The organism is Bacillus thuringiensis (assembly GCF_001182785.1).
Taxonomy (GTDB): domain Bacteria; phylum Bacillota; class Bacilli; order Bacillales; family Bacillaceae_G; genus Bacillus_A; species Bacillus_A thuringiensis_S.
Map to the genome: position 1 here is coordinate 1640989 of NZ_CP012099.1, position 13179 is coordinate 1654167.

Consider the following 13179-nt stretch of genomic DNA (forward strand, 5'->3'; position numbering starts at 1 on the left):
CGATGTTAGATGAAATCTCCTCCAAAGAAAAAGCTGCCATCCTTATTCGCACATTAGAAGAAGGGGTGGCAGCAAAAGTCATTGAATATATGACAGCTGAGGAAAAAGAAGTACTACTTCGTGAAATCGCAAAGTTTCGTGTATACAAACCAGAAACGTTAGAAAATGTACTAGGAGAGTTCTTATATGAACTAAATGTAAAAGAATTGAACTTAGTCACTCCAGATAAAGAATATATTCGTCGCATATTTAAAAACATGCCAGAAGACGAACTGGAAAAATTATTGGAAGATCTTTGGTATAACAAAGATAATCCGTTTGAGTTCTTAAATTCACTTACAGATTTAGAGCCACTCCTTACAGTGCTTAATGATGAATCACCACAAACAATTGCAATTATCGCTTCTTATATTAAACCGCAACTTGCGTCTCAATTAATTGAGAGATTGCCAGATCATAAACGAGTAGAGACTGTAATGGGTATTGCAAAATTAGAACAAGTTGATGGCGAATTAATTAATCAAATTGGTGAGTTGTTAAAATCGAAATTAAATAATATGGCATTTAGTGCAATTAATAAAACTGATGGCTTGAAAACGATCGTAAACATTTTAAATAATGTTTCACGAGGTGTTGAAAAAACAGTCTTTCAAAAGCTGGATGAAGTCGATTATGAGTTATCTGAGAAAATTAAAGAAAATATGTTTGTCTTTGAAGACTTACTTGGTCTTGAAGATCTTGCGCTTCGCCGTGTATTAGAAGAAATTACAGATAACGGTGTTCTTGCGAAAGCACTTAAAATTGCAAAAGAAGAAATTAAAGAGAAACTATTTACATGTATGTCTTCAAACCGTAAAGAGATGATTCTAGAAGAATTAGATGGCTTAGGACCACTTAAGATGACGGATGCTGAAAAAGCGCAGCAAACGATCACTGGTACAGTGAAAAAGCTAGAGAAAGAAGGAAGAATTATCGTTCAAAGAGGTGAAGATGATGTCCTTATTTAAAAACAGAATTCCGAAGAATTCTGTTTCTTTTTCTGAAGAAACGTATGAATTACAATTTCCAAAACCAGCTTCAGTTCAAATAGAAGAGGAAGAATTACAAGCTGATCATGCAGAACTTCGCGCCCAGCAAGAATCATTACATATGGAAATGAATCAGCTAAGGCAAGAGAAGCAAATGCTAGAACGAGAGCAGCAGCAGTTATTACAAGATAAAGAACAATTTCAAATGCATATTCATGAACAAATGGAACAGATGGAAGCAGCGCGTGTGCAGTTTCAAAAAGAACAACAAGAAACAGCATATGAATGGACAGAGTTATTATGGGATCAATCTTTTCATCTAGCAGAAAAAATCGTGAATCAAGCGGTAGATTCACGATCGCTTGATGTGTTACCTATTTTAACTGGCATCGTGCAAACATTGCCAACTTCGTTTGAAAAATTAATCATTACAGTACATCCAGAAACGTTTGAACGTATTCAAGAAGAGAAGGAGAATACGAAAGAATATTGGTTACTACAATTAGTAGAATGGAAATATGATTTCTCCCTGCAGTTTGGTGAATTTGTTCTGGAAGAAGAGAAAGAGTTCTTTGAATTTAAATTTGCACCTATATTTGCGAAACTTCGTCAGAAATGGGAAGAAGAGAAGTTATTTGAGGAGCAAAATGTATGAGTCGCCTGTTAATGAATGAGAACGAAAAATGGAATAAGTTCATTGAAACACCGCTGTATACGAAAGTAGGCAAAGTTCATAGTGTACAAGAACAGTTTTTCGTAGCAAAAGGGCCGAAAGCGAAGATCGGAGATGTTTGCTTCGTTGGAGAACATAACGTCTTATGTGAAGTGATTGCCATTGAAAAAGAAAATAATATGCTACTTCCATTTGAACAGACAGAAAAAGTATGTTATGGAGATTCAGTGACTTTAATTTCAGAAGATGTTGTTGTACCACGTGGTAATCACTTACTCGGAAAAGTGTTAAGTGCAAATGGTGAAGTATTAAATGAGGAAGCTGAAAACATTCCATTACAGAAAATAAAACTAGATGCACCGCCTATACATGCATTTGAACGTGAAGAGATTACTGATGTATTTGAAACAGGAATAAAATCAATTGATTCTATGCTAACAATTGGTATCGGTCAAAAGATTGGTATTTTTGCTGGGTCAGGTGTTGGTAAATCTACTTTACTTGGAATGATAGCAAAAAATGCAAAAGCTGATATAAACGTTATTAGTTTAGTAGGAGAACGTGGCCGGGAAGTAAAAGACTTTATTCGAAAAGAGTTAGGCGAGGAAGGGATGCGAAAAAGTGTCGTTGTTGTAGCGACGTCAGATGAAAGTCATCTTATGCAACTTCGTGCAGCGAAGCTTGCAACGTCTATTGCTGAATACTTCCGTGATCAAGGCAATAATGTATTACTTATGATGGACTCTGTTACTCGTTTTGCCGATGCACGAAGAAGTGTTGATATTGCTGTTAAAGAGTTACCGATTGGTGGTAAAACACTGTTAATGGAAAGTTATATGAAGAAGCTGTTAGAACGGTCCGGGAAAACACAAAAGGGATCTATAACAGGGATTTATACGGTGCTTGTTGATGGGGACGATTTAAATGGCCCTGTACCAGATTTAGCACGTGGTATTTTAGATGGACATATTGTATTAAAGCGTGAGCTTGCAACGCTTAGTCATTATCCTGCAATTTCAGTATTAGATTCAGTAAGTAGGATTATGGAAGAAATCGTGTCGCCACATCATTGGCAACTTGCAAATGAAATGAGGAAAATTTTATCAATTTATAAAGAAAATGAATTGTATTTTAAGTTAGGAACGATTCAAGAAAATGAAGAAAATGCTTATATTTTTGAATGTAAAAATAAAGTAGAAGGTATAAATACATTTTTAAAGCAAGGTCGATCGGATAGTTTCCAATTTGATGATATCGTTGAAGCGATACACCATATAGTATAAGGCCTCTGCCTAAGAGGTCTTATTTTTTTGTTTTTTAATATTTCACAGATTTTTTTGGAAAAAAACTATATAATAGAAAAAGAGAACGTTATAATAGGAAGGGGCTATGAAAACAGGTGGATAAACAGCAGTACGACACAATAAAATTGCAAATAAATCAAGAAAAAGAACATATTTTAAAAGAAGTGTATGAATTAACAGCTGAAAAAAGAAAAATAGAACAAAAAAAAGAATATGATTTATATGTTGTGAAATCGCGTAGTAAAGTCGTACAAACTGGGCAACGTATTATGGCGGGCATGCTTTCTTCACATACGTTTTCACCTGAAAGAATAGAAGAATGGAATCGAAAAATTAAAAAAACGGAAGGTTTTATTCAAAAAAATGAAAGCCTTTTAGAGCAAGTAAAAGAAAAAGAACGTGTCATTGATGAGATGTATCAAGAAAATTGTAAAAAGCTTGCGAAAGCACAAGAAAAGCTGGAAGAAAAAATGCTTCTGGATTTGAAAATGTGTATGAATGGATGAGGTGAATGTAGTGATACAGTCTGTATTACCGGTGCAACAAAGTTTACCTCCGCAAAAAGAAAAAGGGCTAGAAGTACAATCAAAAAATGAAGATTCTTCATTCGATCGTACGATGAGAATGGAAAATAAAAAACAGCCACAAACGGAGAAAACGAAACGAGAAGAAGCACCACCAGAAGAGAAAAAAGATTATATTCTTTCTAAAAAATCGGTAACGAAAGAAGAACCAAATGTAAAGAAAGAAGAAAAAAAAGAGACAGAACAGTTGTTATTAGCTGTATCTGAGCAAATGGTTGCAATTGAGCAATTACATGTGCAGCCGGAATTGTTATATCAATACATACAAAAAATACAAGAGCTATATAAAGAATATGGCAATATTAAACTTAATGAATTACCTGCAGCTGAATTACAACAATTACAAGAACTTCTTTCAAATATGAATATCAAAAATGCTATATGTTTAGAAGATACAATGCAAATGGTATTAAACAAAATGAAGATGCCAGAGCAAACGATGCAAGCATTGAAAGTTGTAGAAACAGAAACTTGTAATATTGCAAAGGAACAAGAAGAGTCTAAAGAGGTAGATCTTCCAAAACTTGAGAGCGATGATGCAAAGGTAGAGTTGCCAGAGGTTGATGCATTAAATGATTCGAGCTCTGCAGGTGCAGAGTTATTAAATAAAACGACGAGTACCGAACAAATAGGGAAATCAAATAGTGGTGCTGAGAAAGTTTCATTACCTGACTTAGGAAAGAAAATGGAAGCGCAAGTAGAAGCGCTGCAAAAATTTGTAGTGAAACAAGAACGTGTTTTATTCCAGTTAAATCCAGAAAAACTTGGTACATTAACAGTGTTTATGAAAAAACACGGAGATCAAATTGACGTTCACGTAGAAATGGAAAAACACGATGCGAAAAAACGTGTTGAAATCATTTTTGATGAATTGAAATTAAAGTTAAAAGAAAAAGAAATCAATATTCAAATTAGCTATTCAGATAAAGATGAAAATCGTAAAGAACAGCGAGAACAAGAGCAAAGGCAAAAACAGAAATTAGCAAATACAAATCATGAAAAACAACAATCAACAGAATTTGCGGGATTATTGGAGGAATAAAGCGTGCCAACAGTTGGGTTAAATACAACGAGTACAAATCATATTCCGTTACAAGCAGGAGCGCAAGCAAAAAACGCATCTGTTAATGGTGTACAATCGCCAGTGCAACAAACAAACGGATTATCAGCAAGTAATCAAAAAACACCCGGTATTATGGATAAAGATGATTTCCTGAAACTTTTTTTAGCAAGCTTTCAACATCAAGACCCGTTTAATGCGATGGATATGAACCAAATGATGAATCAAACGGCTCAACTATCGCTTATGGAGCAAGTACAAAATATGACGAAAGCAGTAGATAAACTACAATCAACGATGTATACGACAGCTCTTGATGGAGGGATGAAATTTTTAGGAAAGTATGTTAGAGGTATAAACAATAAGGGAGAGCAAGTGACTGGTCAAGTGGAAACAGTTCGACTTGCCGAAAATAACGATGTACAACTTATTGTTGATAATCAAGTTGTCTCACTTCGTTTTGTAGAAAGGGTTTCAGATAAACCGATAGCAGAAGCAAATCCAGAAGATGAGAAGAAAGATGATATAGAAAAAAATGAAGAGGTTAAGCAAAATTAATAAAAGGAGTGTATATAGGTTATGATTAAAGCGTTATATACAAGTATTACAGGGATGAATGCAGCACAAAATGCATTAAGTGTTACTTCAAATAATATTGCAAATGCACAAACAGTTGGATATAAAAAGCAAAAAGCTATTTTTGATGATCTGCTATATAATAATACGGTTGGTTCACGTGGGGATGGTGCTTATGCTGGTACGAATCCAAAGAGTATTGGTAACGGTGTAAAGTTTAGTGGGACATCTACAGATTTTAGTGATGGTTCTATTACTTTAACTAGTGATAAAATGGAGACAGCCATAGAGGGAAATGGTTTATTTTTAGTTGGCGATCGTAATAGCGGAAATGTAGAGTATACGAGAAAAGGGTCTTTCGGTGTATCGAAAGATAACTATGTTACAAATACAAGTGGTCAGTATGTGCTAGGGTATGGTGTGAAAACAGGAACTCAAGAAATAGATTTTTCTTCACGACCAAGTCCAATTCATATTCCAATGGGATCAGCTGTTGGTGGGATTCAAACAGATAAAGCAACAATAGGTGGAAACCTTCCTAGAAATCAAAATGCATTATCTCACGAATTCACAGTTTTTGATGAGGAAGGGAACTCGTTAACGTTACGTGTAAATATTAAACAAAAGACTACAAAAGAGACTGTAGATGGTAAAGAAGTTGAAAAGCCTGTGCCAGGTGAATATACGTATACAGTTTCTGTAAGAAATGATTCTAAAAACGAAAAAGAGTTTAAGCCGGTTGAAGGCATGACGGGCGAAAAAAATCTTAAATTTGATACATTAGGAAATCTAAAGGAGACAGATGAAGCTGTACAAAAAAATCCAGTAACTGGTGAAATTACTAAAGGTGGAACGGTTAAAATTCCTTTTGGTAAGGGACTGACACTGGACTTAAGTGGTTTAACAAATTATCCGACAGGGAAAACTATTTCTACAACAGAAGTAACGGGGCGTCCAGCTGCAATTGCAAATGACTATTCAATTTCTGACGGTGGTTTCGTTATGATGAGATATTCGGATGGTAGTATGAAGGTTGTAGGACAACTAGCTGTAGCTACATTCCCTAATTCAGGTGGATTAATGAAAACTGGGAATGGCAATTACATTGCCACACCATCAGCAGGGATTCCAGGGATAGGTGTTGCTGGTGAGAATGGTGCAGGTAATGTAAGGGGTTCAGCAAAAGAAAGTTCAAACGTAGATTTATCTGTAGAATTCGTTGATTTAATGTTATATCAACGTGGATTCCAAGGAAATGCGAAAGTAATTAAAGTGTCAGATGAAGTATTAAATGAAGTTGTAAACTTAATTCGATAATATATTATAAAGAAAGATCGTAATGTAGTAGGAAGGGTTTTTATTCGTATGACAAGACAAGAACGAATTTTACAATTGCCATTTTTCGAGAATAAACGTGAACTTGCTGAGCAAGTGCTAAAAATGGAACGAGAAGAGCATGTATATTTACCAGATCAATTTGAAATTAAGCAAGTGCCCCCGTATTCATTTGCTGAAAAGAAAGCGATTATTGGTCGTATTCATGAGTTTTATTTCGTCAGTGTTGGCAGTGATGGCGCATGGAAGTATCAACTGTTTAAGGACGAGATGAAGTGCCGTGAGTTTTTTGTTACATTATCAGGCATTACAGATCAGCAAATTGCGTTTTGGTTCAACAATATCGAGTTGCTTAAAGGCGCTTAAAAATGTTTTTAGGCTTAGGTGGCTCGGAGCTGTAAGAAGAGAACTATAGAAATCTACTGGAATGGTTGAACAATAATCTCTTTATAGCAAGCCAGTACTTTTTTATAGCCTGTGAGTTGTGACAATAGGGAAATGAAATGAGAGTATGCTAGTTTCATTTCATATGTTTGTGATGATAGATTTTTATAAAAGGAGAGGTGAGGAGGATGGCGCAAAATAAGTATCGCGTTACATTCATTTCGCCGAGTGAGGTTGAGCAGCGGACTGTAATGGCGGCGAATAGTTTGCCAGATTTAATTCGTAAAGTAGAAAGTATTATCGCAGATCCAAACGGTTATTTTGTAAATGATAAAAAAAATAATTGCTATTTTAAAGTGATTAAAGAAAATGTTACGTTTATTCAATATGAGTTACTATTTTCGGATAAGGAAATTCATATTGAAAAATTAAAACATATAGCACCGGTGGTATTAAAACGATTATTCGAAAAAATAAATGACCCGGAATTATATGCACTTGCGCTACTTGATGTTGATATAGCAACGAAAGAATATGTGCTAGCAGAAATGAATTCTGAGCTGAGAATAAGAGTAGAGACCGAGCTTTCGAAAAAATGGGAAGCAATGCCGACGGAAGTTGTAGGAGCACAAGAAGTGTTATTAGAGGCACTTGCTTCGTTTATACAAGATTAATTGTTTTTTTTATAAAATGAATCGTTCGACTATCTATATTTTTTATATAGGTAGTTGACTTTTTCGCTTTTATAAAGCTTAATAATTAGATATACGGAATTAATGGAAGGGGAGCGACACCTTTATGTCACAAGCACAAAGTATTTTATTAGAAAGCGGAACAAATGAATTAGAGATTGTTACGTACACTGTTGGTGAAAACCTATTTAGTATTAATGTAATGAAAGTACGTGAAATCATTAATCCATTCCCTGTTACAACTGTGCCAGAATCTCATCATGCAGTTGAAGGTGTTGTTCAAGTACGTGGTGAAATTTTACCTGTTATTAACTTAGCGATGGCTCTTAATTTAAAGTCAACAAAGCCACTTGATCAAACGAAATTTATCATCTCAGAATTAAACCAAATGAAAGTTATTTTCCGCGTTGATGAAGTGCATCGTATTCAACGTATTTCATGGGAACAAATTGATGAACCAGCTTCATTATCTATGGGACTAGAAGAAACGACATCTGGTATTGTAAAACTAGATGGCAAAATCATCTTACTATTAGATTATGAAAAAATTGTATGTGAAATTAGCGGCACTGGTTATGACAATAAATCAATTGCAGGGTTAGAACAAAAAACAGATCGGGCTGAAAAAGTAATTTATATTGCAGAAGATTCAGCGATGCTTCGTCAAATATTAGAAGAAACATTATCATCAGCTGGATATACGAAAATGAACTTCTTCAGCAATGGTGCAGAAGCGTTAGCGCAAATTGAAAAATTAGCGAAAGAGCAAGGCGAAAAAATGTTTGAACATATTCACTTGCTAATTACGGATATTGAAATGCCAAAAATGGATGGACATCATTTAACGAAAGTGGTTAAGGATAGTGAAGTAATGAATCGTTTACCAGTCATTATTTTCTCTTCATTAATTACAAATGAATTATTCCATAAAGGTGAAGCTGTAGGGGCAAATGCCCAAGTAAGTAAGCCAGATATTCAAGAGCTAATTGGTTTAGTTGATAAGTTAGTGTTGTAAGAAAAGCACTTTTTTAGCTGGAATAGAGGAACTAGCTATGTGTGGCAACAGTCAGTGCCTAATAGAGAACCATGCGATGTAAGACTAGAGTATGGAGTATTTTAGGTAAATGAGGCGAAAGAGCCGCCGAGATAGTTTTAGAAGAAGCGAGACTTCGGTTGAGGATTTGAAGATTGGGTTTATAACTCTATTCTGTTAGAGGTGGAAGGAATTAGCCATGTGTAAGCATTGGTTAGTTCCTTTTTAGTATTCTATACTTTAAATAGGCAGAAAAATGAAAGGTTTCTTGGGTGTTTGTCGCTGTCTGTGTGAATAATCTTCATTTAGAGATTTTCAATTTAAAAATATAACCGAACGTATTTTGGGGATTATTTTAGTGATATTTCGTGGTAACGCAAATTTTTTCGGTGAAAAAACATTCAAAATACCATATAATATAATTAAATGTAATTAATATGCAATTTTACATATTAATAAAAAACATTTTCCAAATTTTTATATTTTCTATACATTTTTGTATGTTTATTATTTGACAGATAATTTCGAACTGTTATAATATGGATATGTAAAAATTGCTATTTTCTTAAAAGACATGGGAGTCAGATGAGAATTGTGAAAGGATGAGGGGGAGTGGCACAGATTATGTATCACCACACAGCAATTAATGTATTAGGTCTTTTACAAAACATGTCAAATAATAAAATGAACGATATGCAACTAGAGGTGGAATTTAAAAAAATAGAAAAAGAATTCCAAGTAAAGTATGAAGAGTTAGTTGATTTACATAATAGAATGGTATTATTTCAAATAGATATAGAAAAAAATGGCGGGATGCGAGCATATGAAAAATCAGCAATTACATGGCTGAAGTCTGAACTAGAGCTACTATATGAAGTATATCAATTTTGTCAACGTCACAGTTTAAACATTTTAAATATTTCAAAATACGTAAGTAAAAATGAACTAAATCTTTTTCCAAAAACAGAAAGTCAATTGCAAAATACGTATTATAAATTGAAAAAACGTGAAATACCGTTTGAAAATATTGAAAAACAAAAACCAGGACGAAAGCGAAAATATATACCAGTAAAAGAGACAATTGTTGCAAGAAAACAAGAAAACGAGTACGAATTAAAAGAAGAAATCCAGCATAAAGAGGATGAAAAAAGTCTTGTAACAGTTATATCTGGTATCGTTGATAACTTTGAAACAATTAATCAATGTAGTGAAAGGAAAGAAGACGAACTACATCAGTTTATGGAAGGTATTTATAAGCTTTCTAGTATGGCAGCAGGGCGTTCTAGAGAAGCGAAGAATACACGTAGTCTAGAAAGTGAATTGCAGTCGTTACAACTGGAAAATGAAAGGCTAAAACGAGAGAAAGAAGAGCTTGTACAAGATATTAAGGGCATGACGCAGCTTTTAATTCATTTCATTACAAGTTCGGATATTGATCAAATACGTAAATTACCAACTTTCGTACAAGATTGTAAAATGGAATTACATAAACTAGGTCTATATAATGCACAAGACGGTAAAATGAAAATTATGGTTGACCGTAGTGGACAAGTTATGACAGTAACACAGTAATAAAATTTGGGTACAAAATAAAAGGGAGATACATAGTTTATATGTATTTCCCTTTTGTTTTGTATGGAATCGTTCCAAAGATGGAAGATAAATTTTTACGATTGTAGTAGTTTAGAAACCATTTGCGGAATTTGGTTCGCTTGTGAAACCATACTAAGTGCAACTTCAGTCAATATTTGAACTTTAAAAAATCACTCATCTCCTGCGCCATGTCTGCATCTTCAATTCGAGATGCAGTATCTGTTAGTGCCATACTTTGGCTATTTAAGTTTTCAATATTAAAATGTAAACGATTTATCATTGCACCAAGGTCGGCACGATGAAGTGACACACTTTGGAAAGCCTCTTCAATTTTACGGATTGCCGATCTTGCTTCTTGTTTTGTTGAAATCTTGATGTCATGTTGTGTAGGGGAAGGGGGAATAGCTTTTGATATATGTACCGTATGACCGATATCGTCTAATGAAACAGGGCTGTTTTGGTCGCCAAATACGGATAAATCATTAAACTCAGTCGTCGCGCCAATATAGCTAATTTGTTCTGTTAAAGACTGAAACTCTTTATTCAGCGAATCACGATTTGCATTTGAATTTGTACCGTTCGCAGATTGAACGGCTAAATCACGCATACGCTGCAAAATATTCGTCACAGTTTGAAGAGCAGCTTTCGCTGTTCGAAGTATTGATATCGCATCTTCATTATTACGAATTGCTACGCACATACCACTCGCTCTCGCATGCATACGAGTCACAATTGCAATGTTAGCGGGATTATCAGAAGCAGTATTTAACTTTTTACCGGTCGCCAAATGCTCCATCGCAACATTCATACGCTTCTCATTCTCATACAACGACTGTCTAGCATTCATACTTAAAACATTCGTACCAATACGCATAATAGACACTCCTTATAGATTGATATAATCAATATTCAAAAGCTAATACACGGCTATGAAGAGAAAAAGAGACTTATGCTCACTTTATCTTTTTGTTTTCATACACGGAACGAGAATAAAATAGGCCCTGACCGCTACTAAATATGGCTAGAGCTTCTCTTTAAGCTAAAAAAATCTTTCAATCTATCTATATAGAAAAAATAAACCTCTCTGCAAGCAGAGGGGTTTATTCAGGAAACTAACTCAAATGGCTTATTGTAATAATTTAGAAACCATTTGAGGAGTTTGGTTAGCTTGAGAAAGCATGCTGATTCCAGCTTCGTTCAAGATTTTGAACTTAGTCATTTCAGACATTTCTTTCGCCATGTCAGCGTCTTCGATTTGAGAAGCAGAAGCGGCCATATTAGTAGCTTGGCTGTTTACATTGTTTAAATTATGATCTAAACGGTTTAACTGAGAACCAAACGTTGCGCGCATGTCAGCTACTTTTTGGATAGCTGCATCTAGTTGTACAATGGCACCAGCAGCATCGTTATCTGCAGCTGGTGCTGGTGGTGCTGGTATTACAGGTGCTGCTGGTGCTCCAATAGTTTTTGTAAGGCCAAGTCCTGTAGCACCTGTTGTCGCATCAACAGCCGTAATTGTAAGATTATCGCTAGCTACATCAGAAAGCTGAATGCTAATATTTTTATCTGTTCCAGCCGCAGCTAATAAGCTTTTTCCATTAAAGTTTGTTTTTCCAGCGATATGATTAATTTCCTCCTGCAATTCTTTAAATTCCAGGTTTAGAGAATCTTTATCTTTGCCGTCATTTGTACCATTAGCAGATTGGGTAGCAAGGTCACGCATACGAAGTAAGATGTTAGAAATAGAATTCAAAGCAGAGTCAGTTGTACGTAAAGCAGACATAGCGTCTTGCGTATTACGTGCTCCAACGTTTAATCCGCCTTCTTTCGCACGCATACGAGTAGCGATAGCTAAACCAGCCGCATCATCAGCAGCACTGTTAATAGATTTACCGCTAGATAAACGGTTCATAGAAGTGTTCATTTTGTCTTGATTTTGGCGCATGTATTCTTGTGTACGCATGCTATTAATGTTTGTATTAATTCTCATGTTAAGAACCTCCAGTAGTTTTTAGTTATATAAAATAACCCTCTGTATTACAGAGAGTTATTTTTATTGTAAGTCATTAAATAAATTATTGTAATAATTTAGAAACCATTTGAGGAGTTTGGTTAGCTTGAGAGAGCATGCTAATACCAGCTTCGTTCAAGATTTTAAACTTTGTCATGTTAGACATTTCTTTTGCCATATCCGCATCTTCAATTTGCGAAGCGGAAGCGGCCATATTAGTAGCTTGGCTGTTTACGTTGTTTAAGTTGTGATCTAAACGGTTTAATTGAGAGCCGAATGTCGCACGCTTGTCAGCAACGGATTGGATAGCTGTATCTAGTTCTCCAATGGCACCAGCAGCATCTCCACTTTTTGCAGTAGAGGCAATAGTTTTCGTAAGATTGAGTCCATCGGCTCCTGTTGTTGCATCTACAGATGCAATTGTAAGTTTATCGCCAGATATATCGGAAAGCTGGATATCAATATCAGTTCCTTTTGCAGCTAATAAACTCTTTCCATTAAAGTTTGTTTTTCCAGCGATATGATCAATTTCTCCCTGTAATTCTTTAAATTCTAAGTTCAGGGAATCTTGATCTTTACCGTCATTTGTACCATTAGCAGATTGAGTAGCAAGATCACGCATGCGAAGTAAAATGTTAGAAATAGAGTTTAAAGCAGAGTCAGTTGTACGTAAAGCAGACATAGCGTCTTGCGTATTACGTGCTCCAACGTTTAATCCGCCTTCTTTCGCACGCATACGAGTAGCGATAGCTAAACCAGCCGCATCGTCAGCAGCACTGTTAATAGATTTACCGCTAGATAAACGGTTCATAGAAGTGTTCATTTTGTCTTGATTTTGGCGCATGTATTCTTGTGTACGCATGCTATTAATGTTTGTATTAATTCTCATGTTAAGAGCCTCCAGTA

At 35.1% G+C, this 13179-nt stretch carries 13 protein-coding genes and 1 pseudogene; 11 read left to right on the plus strand and 3 right to left on the minus strand.

Translation table 11 applies throughout. The annotated features are described in order from the left end of the window. The first annotated feature begins 2 nt into the window (after positions 1–2). The 11 genes from fliG (at position 3) to AC241_RS08710 (ending at position 10241) form a co-directional block, all read left to right on the plus strand. Positions 3–1007, plus strand: a complete 1005-nt coding sequence (gene fliG / locus AC241_RS08660; protein WP_029441906.1) for a flagellar motor switch protein FliG — start codon at positions 3–5, stop codon at positions 1005–1007. After that, complete coding sequence (locus tag AC241_RS08665) at positions 994–1683, plus strand: FliH/SctL family protein (protein ID WP_000051688.1); 690 nt, start codon at positions 994–996, stop codon at positions 1681–1683. The genes fliG and AC241_RS08665 overlap by 14 nt, the downstream gene beginning before the upstream one ends. Next, positions 1680–2984, plus strand: a complete 1305-nt coding sequence (gene fliI / locus AC241_RS08670; RefSeq protein ID WP_050843162.1) for a flagellar protein export ATPase FliI — start codon at positions 1680–1682, stop codon at positions 2982–2984. The genes AC241_RS08665 and fliI overlap by 4 nt, the downstream gene beginning before the upstream one ends. 116 nt (positions 2985–3100) lie before the next feature. Beyond that, positions 3101–3511 carry a hypothetical protein gene (locus tag AC241_RS08675; RefSeq protein ID WP_000360860.1) on the plus strand — a complete coding sequence of 137 codons (411 nt, stop codon included), beginning with the start codon at positions 3101–3103 and terminating at the stop codon, positions 3509–3511. Between the two features lie 10 nt (positions 3512–3521). Continuing rightward, on the plus strand, positions 3522–4631 hold the full coding sequence (locus AC241_RS08680; protein ID WP_050844814.1) for a flagellar hook-length control protein FliK: 1110 nt from the start codon (positions 3522–3524) through the stop codon (positions 4629–4631). A 3-nt stretch (positions 4632–4634) separates the two neighbouring features. Next, on the plus strand, positions 4635–5207 hold the full coding sequence (locus tag AC241_RS08685; protein WP_001143457.1) for a flagellar hook assembly protein FlgD: 573 nt from the start codon (positions 4635–4637) through the stop codon (positions 5205–5207). 21 nt (positions 5208–5228) lie between these two features. Next, on the plus strand, positions 5229–6542 hold the full coding sequence (gene flgE / locus AC241_RS08690; protein WP_000588310.1) for a flagellar hook protein FlgE: 1314 nt from the start codon (positions 5229–5231) through the stop codon (positions 6540–6542). Between the two features lie 48 nt (positions 6543–6590). Next, positions 6591–6926: a DUF3964 family protein gene (locus tag AC241_RS08695; protein ID WP_000198176.1), complete on the plus strand. Its 336-nt coding sequence runs from the start codon at positions 6591–6593 to the stop codon at positions 6924–6926. Positions 6927–7132: 206 nt separating this feature from the next. After that, positions 7133–7618 carry a hypothetical protein gene (locus AC241_RS08700; RefSeq protein ID WP_000068302.1) on the plus strand — a complete coding sequence of 162 codons (486 nt, stop codon included), beginning with the start codon at positions 7133–7135 and terminating at the stop codon, positions 7616–7618. Positions 7619–7742: 124 nt separating this feature from the next. Then, positions 7743–8651, plus strand: a complete 909-nt coding sequence (locus AC241_RS08705; protein WP_000075943.1) for a chemotaxis protein — start codon at positions 7743–7745, stop codon at positions 8649–8651. A gap of 642 nt (positions 8652–9293) precedes the next feature. Beyond that, complete coding sequence (locus tag AC241_RS08710) at positions 9294–10241, plus strand: DNA-binding domain-containing protein (RefSeq protein ID WP_050843163.1); 948 nt, start codon at positions 9294–9296, stop codon at positions 10239–10241. 95 nt (positions 10242–10336) lie between these two features. Here the strand turns inward: AC241_RS08710 and AC241_RS08715 are convergent. From AC241_RS08715 to AC241_RS08725, 3 genes and pseudogenes are all read right to left on the minus strand, one after another. After that, positions 10337–11136 (minus strand): annotated as a pseudogene (locus AC241_RS08715) (flagellin N-terminal helical domain-containing protein). A gap of 252 nt (positions 11137–11388) precedes the next feature. Beyond that, complete coding sequence (locus AC241_RS08720; RefSeq protein ID WP_050843165.1) at positions 11389–12252, minus strand: flagellin N-terminal helical domain-containing protein; 864 nt, start codon at positions 12250–12252, stop codon at positions 11389–11391. Positions 12253–12337: 85 nt separating this feature from the next. Further along, positions 12338–13162 (minus strand): flagellin N-terminal helical domain-containing protein, encoded by an 825-nt coding sequence (locus AC241_RS08725; protein ID WP_050843167.1) that lies wholly within the window; start codon positions 13160–13162, stop codon positions 12338–12340. Between the last annotated feature and the right edge of the window lie 17 nt (positions 13163–13179).

Excerpts from the sequence above, each read along its gene's own strand:
- fliG (WP_029441906.1), top strand. The coding sequence starts at position 3 with ATGTTAGATGAAATCTCCTCCAAAGAAAAAGCTGCCATCCTTATTCGC.
- AC241_RS08665 (WP_000051688.1), top strand. The coding sequence starts at position 994 with ATGTCCTTATTTAAAAACAGAATTCCGAAGAATTCTGTTTCTTTTTCT.
- fliI (WP_050843162.1), top strand. The coding sequence starts at position 1,680 with ATGAGTCGCCTGTTAATGAATGAGAACGAAAAATGGAATAAGTTCATT.
- flgE (WP_000588310.1), top strand. The coding sequence starts at position 5,229 with ATGATTAAAGCGTTATATACAAGTATTACAGGGATGAATGCAGCACAA.
- AC241_RS08695 (WP_000198176.1), top strand. The coding sequence starts at position 6,591 with ATGACAAGACAAGAACGAATTTTACAATTGCCATTTTTCGAGAATAAA.
- AC241_RS08700 (WP_000068302.1), top strand. The coding sequence starts at position 7,133 with ATGGCGCAAAATAAGTATCGCGTTACATTCATTTCGCCGAGTGAGGTT.
- AC241_RS08705 (WP_000075943.1), top strand. The coding sequence starts at position 7,743 with ATGTCACAAGCACAAAGTATTTTATTAGAAAGCGGAACAAATGAATTA.
- AC241_RS08710 (WP_050843163.1), top strand. The coding sequence starts at position 9,294 with ATGTATCACCACACAGCAATTAATGTATTAGGTCTTTTACAAAACATG.
- AC241_RS08720 (WP_050843165.1), bottom strand. The coding sequence starts at position 12,252 with ATGAGAATTAATACAAACATTAATAGCATGCGTACACAAGAATACATG.
- AC241_RS08725 (WP_050843167.1), bottom strand. The coding sequence starts at position 13,162 with ATGAGAATTAATACAAACATTAATAGCATGCGTACACAAGAATACATG.